Origin of the sequence: Flavobacterium sp. (assembly GCF_027484205.1) — a bacterium.
Classification (GTDB): Bacteria; Bacteroidota; Bacteroidia; order Flavobacteriales; family Flavobacteriaceae; genus Flavobacterium.
Genome location: NZ_JAIXUB010000015.1, coordinates 499,290 through 519,156 on the forward strand (window position 1 = coordinate 499,290; position 19,867 = coordinate 519,156).

Here is a 19,867-nt window from a genome sequence, read left to right on the forward strand (position 1 = left end):
CTATCGATAGTGAAAAAACTACTTTCTATAATTCTAATTATTTTATTTTTCTCTTGTTCTAAAAAAAGCGAGAATGATTTGCCTCGAGTAATTATTCTGGAACACGAAAATGTTGTTGAGGTGAATAGTAAGGAGATGTTGCAAAATCGATCTCCATTAATAGCTTTAAACTTTCTAAACGATACAACTATTATTAAAAATATTGATGGTGTATTTGAATTTAATGATTATAAAACCTACAAAGGTTTACCTGAAAAAGCAATTAAAAATAAATACGATTTAAAAATTATAATTGACACTTCATATTCTTTTAAATCAAAAGGAATAGCATACAAAAACTTACTATATTCTGTGAATGACAGTATTTTAAGAGACAGTATCAATAAGCCATTTTACAAAAATAAACTTTCATTTAGTAGAATTAGAACTTTAGAAAGCAAATCAGTGGCTGCTTATCCAGTTTTATTTTACAATAATTCTAATAAAAATATCCCTTTAGGAAAAGGTGATTTACAGATAGAAATTATACAAGAAGCAAAAGATACAAATGGTAAATGGAAACCAATAGAGTTTTTTTATGGAGATGGTATTTGTTTGCCACAAATGAATCTTGTGCTTGAACCAAAACATTATTCAGCTGCAGCAATTATTAAATACAAAGGAGATTTTAAAACTAAGATTAGAGTAAAATATTTTGATGGTAAAAACGTTTTTTATTCTAATGAAATTTATGGTACAATAAATCGTTCTCAATTTAATCAAGAATATTTCTTAGAATTATATAAGGACAATCATAATGGTCGCTATCCTCGCTACTTTGAAGATTTTAAAAGAAGAATATTTTTAAATAATAGTAGTTCCTCATTTCCATAAACTACTCCATCAAACATATCACAAAGCTTGTTGTTTCATTTTCATTTTGAAATGCCAAATAACCGCCGTGCGCTTCAACAATGCTTTTAGATAATGTCAATCCAATGCCTGCACCTTCTTTTCGAGTGGTGAAAAACGGAAGAAAAATTTTGTCTTTAATTTCGGTATCAATCCCAATTCCAGTATCGGTGATGGTGATGAAAATTCGCTTTTCCTTTACTTCGGCAGCGATGGAAATCTGTTTTTCTTTTCTTTCAGAAAGTGCATAAATACTATTTGTTAGCAAATTTATAAGTACTTGCTCCATTTGATTTTTGTCAATTTCAAGCCATCTTTTAAAAGAAATTTCATTGCTAATTGATATTTTTTCTTGCTTAAAAAGTGGCGCCATTATCTGTAAACTTTCTTCAATAAGTTGCAATAATTCTACCTTTTCTTTTTTGGGTGAAGGTAGCATCGCCAGTTTTCTGTAGCTTTCTACAAATTGTTGCAAATGATTACTTCGATTGAGCATTGTAGAAACACTTTGTTTCATGTCTTCTAAATCTTCTTGCGATAGCGTTTCTTGTTGCACTAATTCATGTAAATTTTGCGACAGAGAACGAATTGGCGTAAGCGAATTTAACAACTCATGCGAAATGACTTTCATCAAATTAATCCAAGCTTCTTTTTCTTTCTTTTCGATTACTTTTTGAATAGAGTCTAACAAAACAATGTAGTAATCTTGATTGTAGGTTTTGCTTCTAGAAGATTGCATGACAAAGGTTTGTGTATCTTGATTGTTGACTCTAATTTGTAGTGACGTTTTAATTTCTTCAAAATTTTGCTCTTCAATAATACTACAAAGTGATGGCAATTGATTTTTCAAATAACTCCATTTAGACACTTTTGGAACTGTAAAATGTTTCGAGAAATAATCGTTCATCAAAAAAATTGCCCAATCGTTTTCTTCTTTTTTCAGAATCAATATTCCGGTTTCAATATTGTTTAAAATAGATTGGTAGATAATGTCTTTGGAAATTTGATCGTTTTGTTTTTGCTTCAGATTATTGAATAGCTTAAATAAACTTTCATAATTTTTGAATGATTTATGTTTTGAAAAATCGGCAGAAAAATCATTTTGCAGAATGGCTTCTATAGTTTTATCGTAAAGAAGAAAAGCATTTTTTATATATAAATACAACTCTATTAAAAGCAGTAAAACAATGAAAAAAGAAAATATTGAAGTATAAATCAGGTCTTTTTCTAGTAAATAAAAACTTATTGCAACACCAAAAACAATCACAAGTAATCGGATGAAAAGGTGGTTATAAATTTTAAATGATGAAAACATACGTCTAATTACTAATATTATATTTTTCCATTCTTCTATATAATGAAGCTCTTGATAAACCTAATTCCTCTGCCGATTTACTAATGTTTTGATTGTTTTTTGCCAATACTTTTTCGATAGTATTTTTCTCTATTTCCGAAAGCTGTAAATCATCTTGCGTATCATCATAAGAAGTTATTTCATCCAAATCTAAATCAGATGCTGAAATGGAATTGTTTTCACACAAAATAATGGCACGTTCAATTCTGTTTTCCATCTCACGAATGTTCCCATTCCAAGCGTGCTGCTCAATTTTAGTTAAAGCATCTTGTTCAAATGTAATTTCGGTTCTATCATATTTGTCAATCATTTTTTGCAATAGAAATTGCGCCAACGGAATTTTATCTTCTTTTCGATCTCGAAGCGGAGGCAAAATAATTTCCATGGTATTGATGCGATAATACAAATCTTCTCGGAATGTTTTTTGAGTAACTTCTTGCTTTAAATTTAAATTAGTCGCAGTAATAATTCTAACATTTAAAGATCTTGGTTTAGATTCGCCTAATCGAGTAACGGTTCTCGTTTGAATTACTTGCAACAATTTGGACTGTAAATGCAATGGAACATTACCTATTTCATCCAGAAAAATGGTTCCGTTTTGTGCCATTTCAAATCGTCCAGCGGTATCATTTTTGGCATCGGTGAACGCACCTTTTGCATAACCAAAAAGTTCGCTTTCAAAGATTGAATCGCTCAACGAACCTAAATCAACTGCCATAAAAGCGTTATTTTTACGTTCTGATTGTTGATGAATGTAATTGGCCAAAACATATTTTCCTGTTCCGTTTTCTCCTAATATTAAAACGTTTGCATCGGTTTTAGCCACTTTATCAGCAAGTGAATAGGCTTTTTTTATGGCTTCAGAATTTCCAATAAAAAAGGAATCAACAACATTTTTATCAATTTTTTTCTGTTCTTTTCGGGATTCATCAACAGCTTGTTTTACAACTGCAACTAATTTTTCGTTTTCCCAAGGTTTCAAAACATAATCAAATGCGCCACTTTTTAAACCTTCAACAGCAGTTTCCACTTTGCCAAAAGCGGTCATTAAAATCACAATGGTTTTTGGCGAAAGTGTTTTTATTTCTTTCAAAAGGTACAAACCTTCACGGCCGTCTTCAAACCCAATTCTGTAATTCATGTCTAACAAAACCACATCAATAGGGTTTTCTGCAAGCAATTTTACCACATTTCTTGGGTTATTTATGGTGTAAATAGTTTCAAAATGTTTCTTCAAAAGCATTTTTGCAGCAAAAAGAATGTCTTCTTGATCGTCAATTACTAATATGTTGGCTTGCGTTTTTTTCATTTGTTTTTTTTCACACGAATTACTCGAATTGTCACGAATTCTTTTCTTTAAATTTAATTACACAAATTTTACCAGAATCTATAATTGGTAAAAATTTGCGTAATTCGTGGTCAACTTTTTTAATTTGTGTCAACCTTGGTACTTTTCCCAGTGTTCGGTTTCGTACAAAAGGTGTTCGATTATGAACATTTTGTAAAATTGGTAAATTTATAAAAGCTTATAAATCAATTACTTATAAATTTTAAGTTTTTGGCATAAAATTGCTTATTACTTATTCAAAATAGTACCAATGGACACTGTCATCACTCGTAAAAATAACAAAAAAAAGTATCTAATTATTGCTTTGCCAATCTTTTTAATTTTGAGCTATTTTATAATTTCAACTCTAAATAAAAAGAGAAGTTTGAATGTAAAAAAAGCTGAGATTACGATAAAAACTGTTGAAGAAGGTTTTTTTGAAGATTTTTTAGTTTTTCAAGCACGAGTAGAGCCAATGAATTCAATGTTAGTCAATATTATTGAAGGTGGTGCAGTTCAGGAAATATATGTTGAAAACGGCGATATGGTTGTGAAAGGTCAGCCTTTGGCGCGATTGTACAATCCAAATTCGGAACTGAATTACATGCAACAAGAAACTTCAATTATTGAGCAAATTAATAATTTGAATAAAGCAAAACTCGATTTACGAAATCAAGAGCTTAATCTTGCAAAGGATTTAATTGCTATCGAACACGATTATTTGGATGCCAAAAATTTATTTGATTTGAATAAAAAACTATTTGAGCAAGAAATTTTAGCTAAAAACGAATGGCAAGTTACACAAGAGAATTTCAGGTTTCAAAAAGAGCGCATGAACATCATAAAACAAAGTGTAACCAAAGAAAAGCAAGCAAATCTAATCCAAATTGGTCAACTCAATCAATCGATAGCAATAATGGATAAAAGTTTGTCTATTTTGAGAAGCAATAAAAAGAATTTTCTAATCACAGCACCACAATCTGGAAGACTTTCTTCTTTTGAACCAATACTAGGAAAAACATACACACAAGGTTTGAGCATTGGAACTATCGATGTAATGAAAGGATATAAAATGGTTGCCGATGTTGATGAATTCTATTTAGATAAAATAAAGATGAATCAAAAAGGTACCGTTGAATTCAACGGAAAACCATTAGCTGTAGAGATTGTAAAAATTATTAAAGAGATAAAAAGTGGTCAGTTTCAAGTAGAATTGAGTTTTGCATCTACAGAAAATATCGATTTGCAACAAGGATTGAGTTTTAGTGTTCGATTAAATCTATCGGAAAAATCAAAAACGATATTGCTTTCTAAAGGAAGTTTTAATCAAGAAACCGCTGGAAAATGGATATTTGTTGTAAACGGAAATTCTGCTGAACGAAGAACAATAAAATTAGGAAGAGAAAATCCGTTGTATTATGAAGTTATAGACGGATTGAAAGTAGGTGATAAAGTAATCACATCATCGTATAAAGATTTTACTGATGTTGAAGTGTTGAATTTGGAATAATACAATTTCAAAAATCAATTTCAATTTCAAAAATCAATTTCAAAAAATAGTAATAAATCAAAAAACGAATAATCATGATAAAAATCAACAATCTTTCTAAAGTTTTTAGAACTGAAGAAGTAGAAACTAAAGCTCTTAACGAAGTTTCAATCACAATCAATCAAGGCGAATTTGTAACCATTATGGGCGCATCAGGTAGCGGAAAATCAACACTGTTAAATATTGTTGGTCTTTTAGATGGTGCGTCTAGCGGAACGTACCAACTTTTAAATCAGGAAATTATTGGTTTAAAGGAGCAAGAAAAATCGAAAGTTAGAAAACAAAATATTGGGTTCATCTTCCAAAATTTTAATCTAATTGACGAACTTTCGGTGTATGATAACATTGAATTGCCACTCATTTACAACAACATTCCATCATCTGAAAGAAAGAAAAAAGTAGAAGTTATTGCAGAACGATTAGGTATTTCGCATCGATTAAAGCATTATCCACAACAACTTTCTGGCGGACAGCAACAACGTGTAGCCGTGGCAAGAGCGTTAATTAACGATCCAAAAATCATTCTTGCCGATGAACCAACAGGAAATCTTGACAGTAAAAACGGAAATGAAGTAATGGAATTATTAACTGATTTGCACGCACAAGGCAGTACGATTTTAATGGTTACACATTCTGATTATGATGCATCATTTTCACAAAGAACCATTTTTATGAAAGACGGAATGATTCTTTCAGAAAAGACAAACAGCAAAAATGTAGACGTTTTTGTTTCTTAAAATCATCATCATCAAAAAACGAATAAAATCATGCTAAAAAATTGGATAAACATATTTTTATACCACATCAAAAACAACAAGCTTTTTACGGCTTTGAATGTTTTAGGATTGAGTATTGGAATTGCAGGATTAATTTTTGCCATTCTATATTGGAACGACGAACACAGTTATAACGATTGGAATCCTTATAAAGAAAGAGTTTTCCAGTCGATAAACAGAGTTAGTCCAACGGATTATTGGGCGAGTAATGTAGCACCATTGGAAGCACATTTGAAAACTGATTTCGACGAAATTGAGTCGTATTGTTACATGGACAATTGGTATTATGAAGAAATTGTTCAATACAAAAACAAAAAAGAAATTCTTAAAATCACCGATGCTCAAAAAACTTTTTTCGAAATGTTTCCTTTTGATTTTATTCAAGGAAATGCAAAAACGGCTTTGAAAGACAATACAAGTATTGCAATTTCAAAAGCAGCTGCTGAAAAATTGTTTGGTGCTGAAAATCCAATGGGTAAAATTGTAAAATACTCTGGTCGAAATTTAGTAGTTCGCGGCGTTTACAACATTCCAGGAAAATCGTCAATGCAACCTGATGCTGTGACCAATTTAATTGACAACAAACTTCTACCCGAAAAAGAAAATTGGGGAAACTTTAGTTTTGGATTGATGTTGAAATTTAAAAACCCAAACGATAAGGAAAAGGTAACTGCCAAGATTGAAAAATTAATGTTTGAAAATCGAATTGTAAGATGGGCAAAGTCTGAAGGAATAACAGTTGAAGAATGGCTTAAAAAAAATGGAGGCGATGATTTAAAAGCAATTCTTGAACCATTAAAAGATTCAAGATTACATTCCATCACTGAAGGATTTGCAGAAGGCAGAGGAAACTATCAGTTTTTACTAATTATGGTTGGTTTGTCTGTTTTAATTTTAATTTTATCTATTGTAAACTACATCAATCTTGCTACGGCAAATGCTATAAAACGCGCTAAAGAAGTTGGTGTTCGCAAGATTATTGGCGCTTCAAAATCTAATATTATCAAGCAATTTATTTTTGAAACTATTTTAATCACTACTTTTTCAATTTTGTTAGCTTTAGTAATTGTAGAATTATCGTTGCCTTATTACAATGAGTTTCTTGGAAAAGAATTAGTCATTTTTGGTAGCCAATTTTACTTACAATTGGCATTAATTTTCATCATTACAATTATTGTTGCTGGAATATTTCCTGCGGTTTATGTATCTAATTTTGAAACGTTAAAAGTACTAAAAGGTAATTTCGGAAGGAGCAAAAGTGGCGTTTGGTTGCGCAACGGAATGTTAATTCTTCAATTTGCTATAGCCACTTTTTTTATCATAGGTTCTTATATTGTTTATGAGCAAATAAAATTCATTTCGGCCAAAGATTTAGGATTTAAAGGCGATCAAGTACTTTCTATAACCTATCGAAATAAATATGATTGGAAGGAAGATGATTATAAGAAAAAAGTCTACAATCGTTACAATATGATCAAGACAGAAATTTCTAAAATTAATGGAGTTGAGAAAGTAGCGACAGGTGCTTTTAGTTTTGGTTCAGCAAATGGTTCAACTTCTGGTTTTACTTATAAAAACAGTCATAACATTCAAGGTAGAAATATGGGAGTCGATTTTGGAATGTTAGAATTGATGCAAATAAAAATCAAAGAAGGAAGAAGTTTGTCCGAAAAATTTGCTTCCGATACAATCAGTTCTATGTTAGTAAATGAAACTGCTTTAAAAGAAATGGGTGAAAAAAATCCGATAGGAAAACCGGTAGATTGGAATGGTCATAAGTTAAAAATTATTGGAGTAGTGAAAGATTTTAATTTATTTGGACCACAAGAAAAAGTTCCGCCAATGGTGTTTTTTCACTTCAAAACCGTGGATTGGATGTTACAAAATGCTAACAAAATTCACGTGAAAGTAAAAGCAGAAAATATGGAACAAACTATTGCCGATATTGAAAAGTTTTGGGTTAAAAATGTCGATACAGACTATCCTTTTCAATATGATTTTGTCGATAAAGAATATGCTCGAACTTATGAAACCTATGTAAAACAAAAGAATTTATTTTCATTGTTAAACGTAATTGTAATCTTAATTGCTCTTTTCGGATTGTTTTCTTTGGCATCATTTTCAATTCAAAGACGTATGAAAGAAATTGCTATCAGAAAGACACTTGGAGCAGAAACGAATGTTTTACTAAAAGAATTATCAAAACAATACATCGTTTTTTGTGTAATCGGGTTTTTAATTGCGCTATTTCCGGTGTATTATTTACTCAATTTATGGTTAGAGAATTTCGCTTTTAGAATTGATATTTCTATAATTCCTTTCATTATTGGGTTTGTTGTTTTATTGATTTTAACGCTGGTAGTCGTATTATCAAGAGCATATCAAGCAACAAGGGTTGAAGTATTAAAATATTTAAAATACGAGTAATTTCAAAATTCAACTTCAAAATTCAACTTCAAAATTCAATTTTGAAAAAGGTTTGTCAGTCTGAGCTTGTCGAAGACTTCTAAAAATATAAAAGATCAGAGAAAATTCCATCAATTTTTCTAATTTCTTAAATCTGTGTATCAAAATCAATCAATTTTAAAAATGAATTGTTTAGTAAAAATAATTTTGACTTTGTTTTTAATAATCTTAAGCAATTTTGCTAACGGTCAGGAAACAACTTGGCCGTTGCAAAAATGTATCGAAAAAGGATTAGAAAACAATATTGAAATAAAAATCCGTCAACTAGAAGTAAAGCGTATTGAAAAAAGCCGAAATTCGGTTTGGAATCAATTATTGCCAACTGTTAGTTTCAATGGAAGTCAATCGTATAATTTTGGTTCCACCATTGATCCAGCTACTAATAATAGAGTAAGTTCTAACATACAATATGATAATTTTTTTATCAATGCTAATATGAATTTAATCGATTTTAATGCGTTTGCCAATGCTCAAAAAAATAAAATAGATATCGAAAAAGCAAAAGCCGATAAAGAAGTTATAGAAAACGAATATAAACTTCAAATTTTAGATAGTTATTATCAAGCGCTTTTTACACAAGAATTACTAAAAATTCAACGCGAACAATTTAAAAATGCAGCTTTTAATTTGGATAGAATTTCAAAAGAAGTCAAAATTGGTAGCAAACCTAAAAGCGATTTATATGATGTGCAATTTAGTTTTGCTCAAGAAGAAAAGCGTATTTTAGAAACCGAACAATTGTACAATATCCAGAAGATGCAATTATTTCAATTGATGAATGTTGTTGACTTTTCAATTTCAGAAGTCGTTTTAGTTTCTAATTCTTCAGATGAAATGACTTCGGTTTCGACAGAAATTTCCAATCCAAAAATAAAATTTGCTGAACTATCTTATCAAAGTAGTTTGAAAGAATTAAGAAGTCAAAGAGCTTCTAATTTACCTGTTCTATCCTCATTTTATTCTATTTCAAGTTTTTATTATAAACCATTAAATCAATCGACCGCAGGATTATCAAGTTTTAGTAATCAAATAGGAGATAATAAAAACCAGCAAGTTGGAATTCAATTAAGTGTACCTATTTTTAGTGGTTTTAGAAATAATAAAAAAAATGTAGCTGCTAAAATCGAAACCGAAAAAAGCAAACTCACCATTACTCAAGAACAACAAAAAATTGAAAATCAAATTGCTCTAGAAAAACAAAATCAACGAAATTATTTGCAACTTCAAAGTAAATTTGAAGAAACACTTTCCTATGCAAAAGCATCTTTTACAACAACACAAGCCAAATTTTTATCAGGAAAAATAGAATCAATTTCATTATCATCAGTTAAAAATCAATTGCTTTCATCAGAATATGAATTTTTAAAAAATACGCTTCAAATTCAGTATACCAATTTCAAAATTAATTTGATTAAATACAATAAGTTATAACTATTTCATTATAACAAAACTTTAAACCTTGTTTCTATCATACTTTTAAACTTCTTATTATCTTTGCAATTCATATTCAGTTTAAATAAAAATGAAGTTAGATAGAAAAGAAATCCTCAAAGCTTTAGAAACCATTTCTATTGCAGGTGAAGGAAAAAATATGGTCGAAAGTGGTGCGGTTCAAAATGTAATCACTTTTGGCGATGAGGTTGTAGTTGATTTGTTGCTTTCAACTCCAGCAATGCACATCAAAAAAAGAGCTGAAGACGATATAAAAAAACTAATTCACGAGCAATTTTCTCCAGATGCTGTTGTGAAAGTAAATATCAAAGTGGAAGCTAAAGAAAATCCAAACGAAATTAAAGGAAAATCAATTCCGGGAATTAGTAATATTATTGCTGTAGCTTCCGGAAAAGGCGGTGTAGGAAAATCTACAACAACGGCTAATTTAGCGGTGACTCTTGCAAGAATGGGATTCAAAGTTGGTGTTCTTGATGCCGATATTTACGGTCCAAGTATGCCAATTATGTTCGATGTAGAAAACGAAAAACCAATTTCTATTGAAGTGGACGGAAAGTCTAAAATGAAACCTATCGAAAGTTATGAAATAAAATTACTTTCTATTGGATTTTTTACTTCACCAAGTCAAGCGGTTATTTGGCGTGGACCAATGGCTGCAAAAGCGTTAAACCAAATGATTTTTGATGCCGATTGGGGACAATTAGATTTTATGTTAATCGATTTACCACCAGGAACAGGAGACATTCACTTGTCAATTATGCAAGCCTTGCCAATTACTGGTGCGGTTGTAGTTAGTACGCCTCAAAATGTGGCTCTAGCCGATGCTCGAAAAGGAGTTTCAATGTTCCAAAGCGATGCGATAAATGTTCCGGTTTTAGGAATTATAGAAAACATGGCGTATTTCACACCAGAGGAATTGCCAAATAACAAATACTATATCTTCGGAAAAGAAGGTGCTAAAAACCTTGCAGAAGATTTGAATGTGCCATTTTTAGGAGAAGTTCCATTAGTGCAAAGCATTCGTGAAGCAGGCGATTATGGTCGTCCAGCAGCATTGCAAACAGCATCTCCTTTGGAAAAAATATACGAAGAAATCGCTAGAAATGTGGTTCAAGAAACGGTAAATAGAAACGAAAATCTTGCACCAACAGAAGCAATAAAAATAACAACAATGGCAGGATGTTCTGCTGTGAAGAAATAGTATTCAGTTAGCAGTGGCAGTTATCAGTTTTTTTACAGAACTGAAAACTGCGACTGAAAACTGTAACTGAAAAACCGAAAACTAAAAAAGATGACAAACGAAGAATTAACATTAAATATCGAAAAAGCATTAGAAGAAATTAGACCTTTTTTGAATTCTGATGGTGGTGATATAAAATTAGTTTCTATTGATGAAGAAAAGCATGTAAAAGTACGTTTTGAAGGTGCATGTATTGGTTGTAGTGTAAATCAAATGACTTTAAAAGCAGGAGTTGAAACTACCATTAAAAAGTACGCACCTCAAATAGAAACGGTAGAAAATATAGCATAATTTTATTCTGAGTTAGTCGAAGGATTTGGACTTTCCCACACAGGTCGGGCTTTCCGTTGCATTTTTTTATTTTATAAAAAAAATAAAAGGATTTCCACTGTAAACGAAGTTCTCTGAACACCAATAAAATAAATGTAATGTGAAAAAATCCCTAACGCAACATTAAACTGATAAATATCATAATAATAAAAAATTATGTTTTAGATTTTTGCATGTTTAAACTTCTAAAGTCATAACTCATAACCTTTCAAAATGATTGAAACAGACATACTTATTATAGGCGCTGGTCCAACGGGACTTTTTGCAGTTTTTGAAGCAGGACTTTTACAATTGAAATGCCATATAATTGATGCTCTTCCGCAACCTGGAGGACAATTGGCGGAGTTATATCCTAAAAAACCAATTTTTGATATTCCAGGTTATCCAGAAGTTTTAGCTGGTGATTTAGTGACTAATTTGATGGAACAAATCAAACAATTTCAACCCGGATTTACCTTAGCTGAAACAGCTGAAACTATTGATAAATTAGAAGACGGAACTTTTATTGTTACTACAAATAAAGGAACAAAACACCATGCAAAGGCAATAGCAATAGCTGGTGGATTAGGAACTTTCGAACCAAGAAAACCACAATTAGAAAATATTTCTTTTTACGAAGAAAAAGGAGTAGAATATTTTGTAAAAGATCCAGAATTGTTTCGTGATAAGCGAATTGTAATCGCTGGTGGCGGAGATTCTGCCTTAGATTGGAGTATATTCCTTTCAAATGTAGCTTCAGAAGTTACTTTGGTTCACAGGCGAAATGAATTCCGTGGTGCTTTAGATTCAGTTGAAAAAGTTCAGGAATTGAAAAAACTAGAAAAAATCAATTTGATTACGCCTGCCGAAGTGGTTGCTATTAACGGAAAAGACCATGTTGAAAGTATTGTTTTAGAAAACGAAGGCGTTCAGCAAGTTTTTGAAACCGACTATTTTATTCCGCTTTTTGGGTTGACACCAAAATTGGGAGCTATTGCCAATTGGGGATTAGAAATTGAGAAAAACGCCATCAAAGTAAATAACGCTTTAGATTATCAAACAAACATCGACGGAATATATGCCATTGGTGACGTAAATATTTATCCAGGAAAATTGAAATTGATTTTGTGTGGTTTTCATGAAGCTACATTAATGTGTCAAAGTGTTTATCAAAGAATTAATCCAGGAAAACGATATGTTTTAAAATACACAACAGTCTCTGGAGTTGACGGATTCGACGGAACCAGAAAAGAAGCTGAAAAAGCGGTTGTAAAATCGATTGATTAAATTTTTATATTTGTTCTTCAAAAATGATATATGAAAAATTTTAGAATGGACAGATCAGTCGTTACAAAATCTAGTTTTAAAGATGCAGACGATCATACTTCTTTTTATAATGATAAAACGCCTTTAGAACGTTTAGAAGCTGCGTGTTCCATTATAAATCAAATTTTTCAAGTTTCTGCTAATTCTAAAATTGATAAAACTATAATTCAGTCAAGGAAACATGCCAAATCTGTTTAATCCCGATTTTTTAGATTTTTTAGAACTTTTAGATAAAAATGAAGTTGAATATCTATTAGTTGGTGGTTATGCAGTGATTCTTCATGGATATATCAGAAGTACTGGTGATTTAGATTTGTGGTTAAATAAAACATCAGAAAATTATAAAAAATTAGAGCAAGTTTATTCAGATTTTGGAGCACCGATTTTTCCTTATGAAGAGTTTTTAAACGATAAGTTTGATGTTTGGAGTATCGGAGTTGAACCAACAAAAATCGAAATCTTAACACATGTTGATGGGTTAGAATTCAAAGAAAGTTTTATAAACTGCAATTGGTTTGATTTAGAAAAAATTAAAGTTCCTTATATTTATTTTGATGATTTAATAAAAAATAAATTAGCTTCAGGAAGATTCAAAGATTTAGCTGATATTGAACAATTAAAGAAGAAAAAAGAATAATAATGCCACAAGACGTAACAGTTTACATAACAGATAGAAACGGAGAACGACACGAAGTTCAAGCTCCAACGGACATGAACATGAACATCATGGAATTAATTCGTGCTTATGAACTAGCTGAAGAAGGAACCGTTGGTGTTTGTGGCGGAATGGCAATGTGCGCTTCTTGCCAGTGCTACGTTTTAAATGATGTAATTTCATTAGAGCGAAATCCCGATGAGGAAGCCATGCTTTGGGAAGCATACCATGTGAAAGATAACTCACGTTTAGGTTGTCAAATTCCAATAACAGAAGCCATCAACGGATTAGAAATCGAAATTGCACCAGAACAATAATATAAAGTGAGACGAAATTCTCACTTTTTTTGTAACAAAATTTTAACACTTACGTATAATCAAAATATCCCGCAAAACTAATTGGGGTTTTATTTTTTGATGGATCAAAATACGTATTCTCCGGGATTGCATAAACTAGTTACTCTTCAAGTTAAGGAGGTTACTTTACTAACTGATAGCGAAAGTTTTATCACATTTTCAGAAAAAATTATTCGAGACTTTGAACTTGAAAAAGTTGGAATTATAACTCATAATTTTGAGAATAATAGTTTTACCATTGCTATTTGTTTAAAAGAATCCCATATTTGTATTCACACTTGGCCAGAATTTAAACAATTAACACTTGATGTTTATTTGTGTAATTATTTACAAGATAACTCTCAAAAAGTAAAAAGTATTACGAATGCTTTCGTAAACTATTTTAAGGCAGTTGTTTTAAAAGATTTTGAAATTAATAGATAAAAAATGATATGGATTTCCCTTGTTTCCATTGTAATACTGAAACTAAATTAGATGTAAAAATAGACGTAAGTTTTTTTGCATGTCCTAGTTGTGGCACATTGTATTCTAAGAATAATAATAATGATTTTAAATTCAAGGAAAGATTTAAAAAAGAAATTTATAATAATGTTTTTTCAATTGGTCAAAAAGCTGACTTTAAAAATGAAATCTATACCATTATTGGAATTTTGATAAAAAGATTTGATTCATTTACAAGATGGGCAGAATATGTTTTGCAAAACGATAAAGGAGAATTTCTTTATTTATCAGAATCATCAGGAAATTTTATTCTATTGGAGCAAATTGAATTTGAAAAGAAAGTTGGTAACCATCCTTTAACAGTTGATTATCTTGACAAGACTTTTGATAGGTATGATTACACTTATCCTAAATTAGATTATGCATCAGGCTATTTTGATTATAATGTATTGAACAAAATTGAACTAATCGAATATATTAATCCGCCATATATTCTTTCTTTTGAAAAGTTTGGGCAAGAGCAAACAACTTTTTACGGAGAACACATTTCAAGAAATGATGTAAAAAGAGCTTTTAAAACATCCGCAATTCCTTCAAAGTCAGAAATTGGAATGGTGCAGCCTTTTTATATCAATGTTAAGAATTTAGCAATTATTTTTTGTTCGGTTGCTATCTTAATATTACTATCGCATTGGTTTTTAAACAAAGACAGATCTTCGCAAGAAGTATTAAATACATCAATTCCATTTGAAAATTTCACGGCTAAAGATTTTGTTAGCCCTTCTTTTGAATTAAAAGGAAGTTCGGCACCATTACAAATTTCGCTATATTCAAATGTAGATAATTCTTGGGCAAATGTACAGGTGGCTTTGATAAATGAAAAGACCAATGAAGAAGTTTATGCCTCAAAAGATATTGAATATTATCATGGATATACTGATGGCGAAAGCTGGAAAGAAGGAAGTACTTCAGAAGATTTTAACATTTGTGGTGTAGCTCCAGGTAAATATCACTTAACCATTACGCCATTAAAAGCTCAAGAAGATTTATCAAATAGTACTATAGATATTACTGCAACTTGGAACAAACCTTCTTTAAGAAATTTTTTCATGACGTTACTTTTCATGGCTGTTTTTCTTGCTATAGTATATTTTATGTCTAGGAATTTTGAAGAAAAAAGATGGAATCAATAAAATAAATTGAACATGGAAAAAGTATCCGATTTTATCAAAGAAAATTATCTTGCATTACTAATAGGTTTGTGTTTTTATGGATTATTTCTCTATTATACAACACAAGGAAATAGTTTGTGTGATTGTGAATCTACAGAAAATTACAAACCAACCAATTCAGGACATAGTTCTGTAAATCGTTTTTATCATAAATAACTAAAAAATAATATCATGAATATTGGACAACTTATTATCAACTCATTAGTATTTTCTGCTGTTGGCATTGCAGTACTTTTTGTAGCCTATTTTATTATTGAAAAAATTACACCCGAAAATACTTGGAAAAAAATTACTCAAGAAAATAACACTGCTGTAGCACTTGTTTTTGCAGCCTTAATTATTGGAATTTCAATGATTATTAGTGCAGCTATTCATGGGTAATAAGTTCCTAAAATTTGAATATTTACTACTTTTTGCAGTTTTTACCATTGCAACATGCGGACTAGTTTACGAATTAGTGGCTGGAACTTTGGCAAGTTATCTATTGGGTGATTCTGTAAAGCAATTCTCTTTCATCATTGGAGTTTATCTCTTTTCGATGGGAATTGGCTCGTATTTTTCAAAGTTTTTAACTAAAAACCTACTCAATACTTTTGTAGAAATAGAAATTCTAGTCGGATTAATTGGCGGATTGAGTTCAGTTGTTCTTTTTTTGTTGTTTGAAACTGATTTTGCTTTTCAATTTATTCTTTACTTACTTGTTTTTGTTACCGGATGTCTTGTTGGATTGGAAATTCCGTTACTAATGAATATTCTTAAAGATAAAGTAGAGTTCAAAGATTTAGTTTCAAATGTTTTTACTTTTGATTACATCGGTTCTTTATTAGCATCCATTCTTTTTCCGTTGATTTTAGTTCCAAAACTCGGAATTATTGGAACATCTCTATTCTTCGGAATGATTAATATTTCTATTGCAATTGTACTTTGTTTTTTGTTAAAATCAGAGCTAAAAAAAGTAAAATTACTTCGAGCAAAAGCTATTTTTTCATTTCTAGTTTTATTGATAACATTCTTTTTTTCCGAAAATATCCTTTCCTATTCTGAAGGTAAATTGTATGGCGAAAACATCATTTACACCAATTCAACACAATACCAGCGAATCGTTTTAACCCACAATAAAAGCGATTACCGATTGTACTTAAACAACAACTTACAATTTAGTTCAGCCGATGAGTATCGTTATCACGAGGCATTGGTTCATCCGGCAATGTCAATGGCTAAAAAAGTTGAGAATGTATTAGTTCTTGGTGGTGGCGATGGTCTAGCAGTTCGAGAAATTCTAAAATATAAAGATGTAAAAAAAGTTACTTTGGTCGATTTAGATGAAGGAATGACCAAGTTGTTTAAAACCAATCAAGTATTAGTCGATTTCAATAAAAATGCTTTGAATAATTCCAAAGTATCAGTGTTCAACAAAGACGCTTACATATGGGCAAAAGAAACCAGAGAAAAATTTGATGTAGTTGTAATCGATTTTCCCGATCCATCTAACTATAGTTTGGGTAAGTTGTATTCACTGAATTTTTACAGTACGATGCAAAAACTACTTTCAACTGATGCTGTTGTGGTAATTCAAACTACTTCGCCCTATTTTGCTCCAAAATCTTTTTGGTGTATCAACAAAACGGTCATGCAAGTTTTTCCTCAGGTTGATGCTTATCATGCTTATGTACCATCTTTTGGAGAATGGGGTTTTACCATTGCAATTAATGGTTTTGGAACCAATTTCAATAAAGTCAATAGAACCGTTGACGGATTAAGGTTTTATAATTATCAATTTGAAAAATTCAATTATTTTTCAAAAGATATGATTTTTAAAGACATTGAAATAAATCGATTAGATAACCAAGTTTTAGTACGCTATTTTGATGAAGAATGGGGAAAATTATAGTAGTTCTAGGAGAAATTTCTTCAAATTTTTAGGAGCAACTTTACTGATTGTCCCACTCATTAATGCTTGTAAAGAAAAAGTAATCACACTCTTAATTCGATTGTCGGGAACCAATCATATTTTAGGACATAAACTTCGAGTTAAAAATTTTCCAAAACCTTCTGAGCAAATTCATATTCCTTATTTAATTGTTGGTGGCGGAATTACTGGTTTGTCTGCTGCAAGACAACTTTCTAAAAAAGGAGTTTCTGATTTTTTGTTGGTCGAATTAGAAAATCATTTAGGCGGAAATTCTTCCAATGGTGAAAATCAATATTCTAAATTTCCTCTTGGCGCACATTATTTGCCTTTGCCAAACATTGAAGATGTAGAGTTATTACAATTTCTTGAAGAAGAAAAAATTATTTTGGGTTATGATTCGAAAGGTTTTCCAAAATTTGATGAAACACAATTAACGTTTTCGCCTGATGAACGATTGTTTTATAAAAACAATTGGCAAGAAGGAATAGTTCCTAGAGTTGGAAATTCAGTAGCTGATGAAGAAGAATTGATTCGATTTTTCTCAATGATGGATGAATTTAGAATCAAAAAAGATGACTCTGGTTTATATTGGTTCAATATTCCAATGAATTTATCTTCTCAAAATGATCAAGTAAAAAGTCTGGATAAACTAACAATGAAGGAATGGTTAGTGCAGCAAAATTTAAAATCGAAACCGCTTTTAGTTTATATAGATTATTGTTGTAGAGACGATTTTGGTTTAGGAATTGATTTCGTTTCAGCTTATGCAGGAATTCATTATTTCGCTGCTAGAAAACAAAATAGCACATCTGAAAAAAGTGATAATGTTTTAACTTGGCCCGAAGGAAACGCCAGATTAGCTAATCATTTGAATAAATATTCCAAAGGCAAAACATTACAAAATCATTTAGTTTATGAAGTGAAAATAAAAAGCGATAAAGCTGTAGCATTTGTTTTTGATGATAAAACTAAATCTTCTGTTGAGATTATTGCCGATAAAATTATAATGGCAACTCCGCAATTTGTAAATCAATATTTGTTTGAAGGCAGAAAAGAATACACCAAAGATTTTCATTATGCACCATGGCTTTTGGCAACATTAGTAGTTTCCGATTTAACCGATAATTTCAGTTTTCCATTGTGTTGGGATAATGTAACACATGGTTCAAAAGGATTGGGTTATATTTACGATCAACACCAGTCATTGCAACAAATTCAAGATAAAAAGGTGATTACTTATTACTACAGTTTTTCGTCATCAGATTGTGGAAAGAGTAGAAGAGAAATTTATAAAAAGTCAAAAGAATATTGGAAAAATTTAGTTTTTGAAGATTTAAAAATTGCGCATCCTAATATTGAAGAAGTAACAGAAAGTATCGATATTCATCTTTTAGGTCACGGAATGATTAGCCCAAAAAACGGATTTTTATTTGGCGAAAGTAAGCGAAAAGCTGCGCAATCCATTGATGATAAAATCTATTTTGCACATTCGGATTTATCGGGAATATCTATTTTTGAAGAAGCTTTTCATCAAGGAATCAATGTAGTAAATAAAATTGTGTAATGGTTCAACCTTGGATACATAAAGCTAAAACCGATAGTGTTTTTATACTTGCACCATCATTTATTGTTTTGGCTATTGTTTTGCTATTTCAAAATTGGTTGACAGAAATTGAAGAAAGTTATTCTTTTTATACGTGGCTATTTTTGATCGTTTTTATTGATGTAGCTCATGTGTATTCCACCTTGTTTAAAACTTATTTTGTCACTTCAGAATTTCAAAGAAGAAAGCAATTGTACATTGGATTGCCCATTTTTTGTTTTCTAATTGGTTTTATTTTATTTCTATTTGGAAGTCAGGTGTTTTGGTCTGTTTTAGCTTATGTAGCAGTTTTTCATTTCATTCGACAGCAATATGGCTTTATGCGATTGTATTCTAGAAATGAAGATAAAACCTATGCTTGGATAGATAATTTGATTATTTACACAGCTACAGTTTATCCAATGCTATATTGGTTTTTATCTCCAAAACGAAAGTTTAATTGGTTTGTAGAGAACGAATTTTTTAAGTATGAAAATCCAATTTTACTACAGATTCTATCTTGGATATACTTTTCAATTATACTTTTTTATTTTGTTCGAACAGTTTATGTTTCAATAAAAACGAACTATTTTAACATTCCTAAAAACGCTATAATTATTGGAACAATCTTGTCTTGGTATTTCGGAATTGTATATTTTAATAATGATTTAGTTTTTACATTATTAAATGTTGTCTCTCATGGAATTCCATATATGGCTTTAATTTATCTCAATGAAATAGAGAAAAAAACTATTGAAGATTTGGGATTTTTAGGTTTGTTGAAACAATTTAAAGGTGTTTTAATCTTTATTACAATTCTATTGATTACTGCTTTTTCAGAAGAATTTTTGTGGGAGATTTTAGTTTGGAACGAACAAATATCAATTACAAATTTTGACTTTTCAAATTGGCAATACATCTTGGTTCCTTTGCTAACAGTTCCGCAGTTTACCCATTATTTATTGGATGGATTTATTTGGAAATCAAAAAAGTAATGAA

General features: G+C 30.5%; 20 protein-coding genes. 18 read left to right on the forward strand and 2 right to left on the reverse strand.

Annotated elements, in window-relative coordinates; genetic code table 11:
* Positions 1–9 precede the first annotated feature (9 nt).
* Positions 10–873 (forward strand): hypothetical protein, encoded by an 864-nt coding sequence (locus Q0049_RS08360; RefSeq protein ID WP_298118607.1) that lies wholly within the window; start codon positions 10–12, stop codon positions 871–873.
* A gap of 1 nt (position 874) precedes the next feature.
* Here Q0049_RS08360 and Q0049_RS08365 read toward each other — a convergent pair whose 3' ends face one another.
* Both Q0049_RS08365 and Q0049_RS08370 read right to left on the reverse strand, forming a co-directional pair.
* The gene (locus Q0049_RS08365) at positions 875–2,206 is read right to left on the reverse strand and encodes an ATP-binding protein (protein WP_298118609.1); all 1,332 of its coding nucleotides are present in this window, start codon (positions 2,204–2,206) and stop codon (positions 875–877) included.
* Positions 2,207–2,210: 4 nt separating this feature from the next.
* A complete protein-coding gene (locus Q0049_RS08370) occupies positions 2,211–3,554 on the reverse strand; it encodes a sigma-54 dependent transcriptional regulator (protein ID WP_298118612.1) in 1,344 nt (447 codons plus the stop codon).
* Between the two features lie 289 nt (positions 3,555–3,843).
* On the opposite strand from Q0049_RS08370, the gene Q0049_RS08375 reads away from it, so the two are divergent.
* The 17 genes from Q0049_RS08375 to Q0049_RS08455 all read left to right on the forward strand — a co-directional run bounded on the left by Q0049_RS08375 (position 3,844) and on the right by Q0049_RS08455 (position 19,863).
* Positions 3,844–5,082, forward strand: a complete 1,239-nt coding sequence (locus Q0049_RS08375; RefSeq protein ID WP_298118615.1) for an HlyD family efflux transporter periplasmic adaptor subunit — start codon at positions 3,844–3,846, stop codon at positions 5,080–5,082.
* Positions 5,083–5,156: 74 nt separating this feature from the next.
* Entirely contained in the window at positions 5,157–5,858 is a 702-nt protein-coding gene (locus tag Q0049_RS08380; protein WP_298118618.1) for an ABC transporter ATP-binding protein, read from the forward strand.
* Between the two features lie 30 nt (positions 5,859–5,888).
* Complete coding sequence (locus tag Q0049_RS08385; protein ID WP_298118621.1) at positions 5,889–8,324, forward strand: ABC transporter permease; 2,436 nt, start codon at positions 5,889–5,891, stop codon at positions 8,322–8,324.
* Positions 8,325–8,486: 162 nt separating this feature from the next.
* Positions 8,487–9,794 (forward strand): TolC family protein, encoded by a 1,308-nt coding sequence (locus tag Q0049_RS08390; RefSeq protein ID WP_298118624.1) that lies wholly within the window; start codon positions 8,487–8,489, stop codon positions 9,792–9,794.
* Positions 9,795–9,885: 91 nt separating this feature from the next.
* Positions 9,886–11,016 (forward strand): Mrp/NBP35 family ATP-binding protein, encoded by a 1,131-nt coding sequence (locus Q0049_RS08395; RefSeq protein WP_298118627.1) that lies wholly within the window; start codon positions 9,886–9,888, stop codon positions 11,014–11,016.
* Positions 11,017–11,106: 90 nt separating this feature from the next.
* Positions 11,107–11,346 (forward strand): NifU family protein, encoded by a 240-nt coding sequence (locus Q0049_RS08400; RefSeq protein WP_298118629.1) that lies wholly within the window; start codon positions 11,107–11,109, stop codon positions 11,344–11,346.
* Positions 11,347–11,598: 252 nt separating this feature from the next.
* A complete protein-coding gene (locus tag Q0049_RS08405) occupies positions 11,599–12,651 on the forward strand; it encodes an NAD(P)/FAD-dependent oxidoreductase (RefSeq protein WP_298118632.1) in 1,053 nt (350 codons plus the stop codon).
* Positions 12,652–12,696: 45 nt separating this feature from the next.
* Positions 12,697–12,888, forward strand: coding sequence for a hypothetical protein (locus Q0049_RS08410; protein ID WP_298118635.1), 192 nt, complete (start codon positions 12,697–12,699; stop codon positions 12,886–12,888).
* Complete coding sequence (locus Q0049_RS08415) at positions 12,872–13,327, forward strand: DUF6036 family nucleotidyltransferase (protein WP_298118637.1); 456 nt, start codon at positions 12,872–12,874, stop codon at positions 13,325–13,327. Before Q0049_RS08410 ends, Q0049_RS08415 begins: the two co-directional genes overlap by 17 nt.
* A gap of 2 nt (positions 13,328–13,329) precedes the next feature.
* Entirely contained in the window at positions 13,330–13,662 is a 333-nt protein-coding gene (locus Q0049_RS08420; RefSeq protein ID WP_298118639.1) for a 2Fe-2S iron-sulfur cluster-binding protein, read from the forward strand.
* A 99-nt stretch (positions 13,663–13,761) separates the two neighbouring features.
* Positions 13,762–14,124: an S-adenosylmethionine decarboxylase family protein gene (locus Q0049_RS08425; protein ID WP_298118642.1), complete on the forward strand. Its 363-nt coding sequence runs from the start codon at positions 13,762–13,764 to the stop codon at positions 14,122–14,124.
* An 8-nt stretch (positions 14,125–14,132) separates the two neighbouring features.
* Positions 14,133–15,335: a DUF4178 domain-containing protein gene (locus tag Q0049_RS08430; RefSeq protein WP_298118645.1), complete on the forward strand. Its 1,203-nt coding sequence runs from the start codon at positions 14,133–14,135 to the stop codon at positions 15,333–15,335.
* Between the two features lie 12 nt (positions 15,336–15,347).
* Positions 15,348–15,530 carry a hypothetical protein gene (locus Q0049_RS08435; RefSeq protein WP_298118647.1) on the forward strand — a complete coding sequence of 61 codons (183 nt, stop codon included), beginning with the start codon at positions 15,348–15,350 and terminating at the stop codon, positions 15,528–15,530.
* Between the two features lie 15 nt (positions 15,531–15,545).
* On the forward strand, positions 15,546–15,755 hold the full coding sequence (locus tag Q0049_RS08440) for a DUF350 domain-containing protein (RefSeq protein WP_298118650.1): 210 nt from the start codon (positions 15,546–15,548) through the stop codon (positions 15,753–15,755).
* The gene (locus Q0049_RS08445) at positions 15,748–17,265 is read left to right on the forward strand and encodes a polyamine aminopropyltransferase (protein WP_298118653.1); all 1,518 of its coding nucleotides are present in this window, start codon (positions 15,748–15,750) and stop codon (positions 17,263–17,265) included. Before Q0049_RS08440 ends, Q0049_RS08445 begins: the two co-directional genes overlap by 8 nt.
* Positions 17,243–18,850, forward strand: coding sequence for an NAD(P)/FAD-dependent oxidoreductase (locus tag Q0049_RS08450; RefSeq protein WP_298118655.1), 1,608 nt, complete (start codon positions 17,243–17,245; stop codon positions 18,848–18,850). Before Q0049_RS08445 ends, Q0049_RS08450 begins: the two co-directional genes overlap by 23 nt.
* Positions 18,850–19,863, forward strand: a complete 1,014-nt coding sequence (locus tag Q0049_RS08455) for a hypothetical protein (protein WP_298118658.1) — start codon at positions 18,850–18,852, stop codon at positions 19,861–19,863. Before Q0049_RS08450 ends, Q0049_RS08455 begins: the two co-directional genes overlap by 1 nt.
* Positions 19,864–19,867 lie beyond the last annotated feature (4 nt).

Coding starts and splice junctions, on each gene's coding strand:
- Q0049_RS08365 (WP_298118609.1), bottom strand. CDS start 2,206: ATGTTTTCATCATTTAAAATTTATAACCACCTTTTCATCCGATTACTT.
- Q0049_RS08370 (WP_298118612.1), bottom strand. CDS start 3,554: ATGAAAAAAACGCAAGCCAACATATTAGTAATTGACGATCAAGAAGAC.
- Q0049_RS08375 (WP_298118615.1), top strand. CDS start 3,844: ATGGACACTGTCATCACTCGTAAAAATAACAAAAAAAAGTATCTAATT.
- Q0049_RS08380 (WP_298118618.1), top strand. CDS start 5,157: ATGATAAAAATCAACAATCTTTCTAAAGTTTTTAGAACTGAAGAAGTA.
- Q0049_RS08385 (WP_298118621.1), top strand. CDS start 5,889: ATGCTAAAAAATTGGATAAACATATTTTTATACCACATCAAAAACAAC.
- Q0049_RS08390 (WP_298118624.1), top strand. CDS start 8,487: ATGAATTGTTTAGTAAAAATAATTTTGACTTTGTTTTTAATAATCTTA.
- Q0049_RS08395 (WP_298118627.1), top strand. CDS start 9,886: ATGAAGTTAGATAGAAAAGAAATCCTCAAAGCTTTAGAAACCATTTCT.
- Q0049_RS08400 (WP_298118629.1), top strand. CDS start 11,107: ATGACAAACGAAGAATTAACATTAAATATCGAAAAAGCATTAGAAGAA.
- Q0049_RS08405 (WP_298118632.1), top strand. CDS start 11,599: ATGATTGAAACAGACATACTTATTATAGGCGCTGGTCCAACGGGACTT.
- Q0049_RS08410 (WP_298118635.1), top strand. CDS start 12,697: ATGGACAGATCAGTCGTTACAAAATCTAGTTTTAAAGATGCAGACGAT.
- Q0049_RS08415 (WP_298118637.1), top strand. CDS start 12,872: ATGCCAAATCTGTTTAATCCCGATTTTTTAGATTTTTTAGAACTTTTA.
- Q0049_RS08420 (WP_298118639.1), top strand. CDS start 13,330: ATGCCACAAGACGTAACAGTTTACATAACAGATAGAAACGGAGAACGA.
- Q0049_RS08425 (WP_298118642.1), top strand. CDS start 13,762: ATGGATCAAAATACGTATTCTCCGGGATTGCATAAACTAGTTACTCTT.
- Q0049_RS08430 (WP_298118645.1), top strand. CDS start 14,133: ATGGATTTCCCTTGTTTCCATTGTAATACTGAAACTAAATTAGATGTA.
- Q0049_RS08435 (WP_298118647.1), top strand. CDS start 15,348: ATGGAAAAAGTATCCGATTTTATCAAAGAAAATTATCTTGCATTACTA.
- Q0049_RS08440 (WP_298118650.1), top strand. CDS start 15,546: ATGAATATTGGACAACTTATTATCAACTCATTAGTATTTTCTGCTGTT.
- Q0049_RS08445 (WP_298118653.1), top strand. CDS start 15,748: ATGGGTAATAAGTTCCTAAAATTTGAATATTTACTACTTTTTGCAGTT.
- Q0049_RS08450 (WP_298118655.1), top strand. CDS start 17,243: ATGAAGAATGGGGAAAATTATAGTAGTTCTAGGAGAAATTTCTTCAAA.
- Q0049_RS08455 (WP_298118658.1), top strand. CDS start 18,850: ATGGTTCAACCTTGGATACATAAAGCTAAAACCGATAGTGTTTTTATA.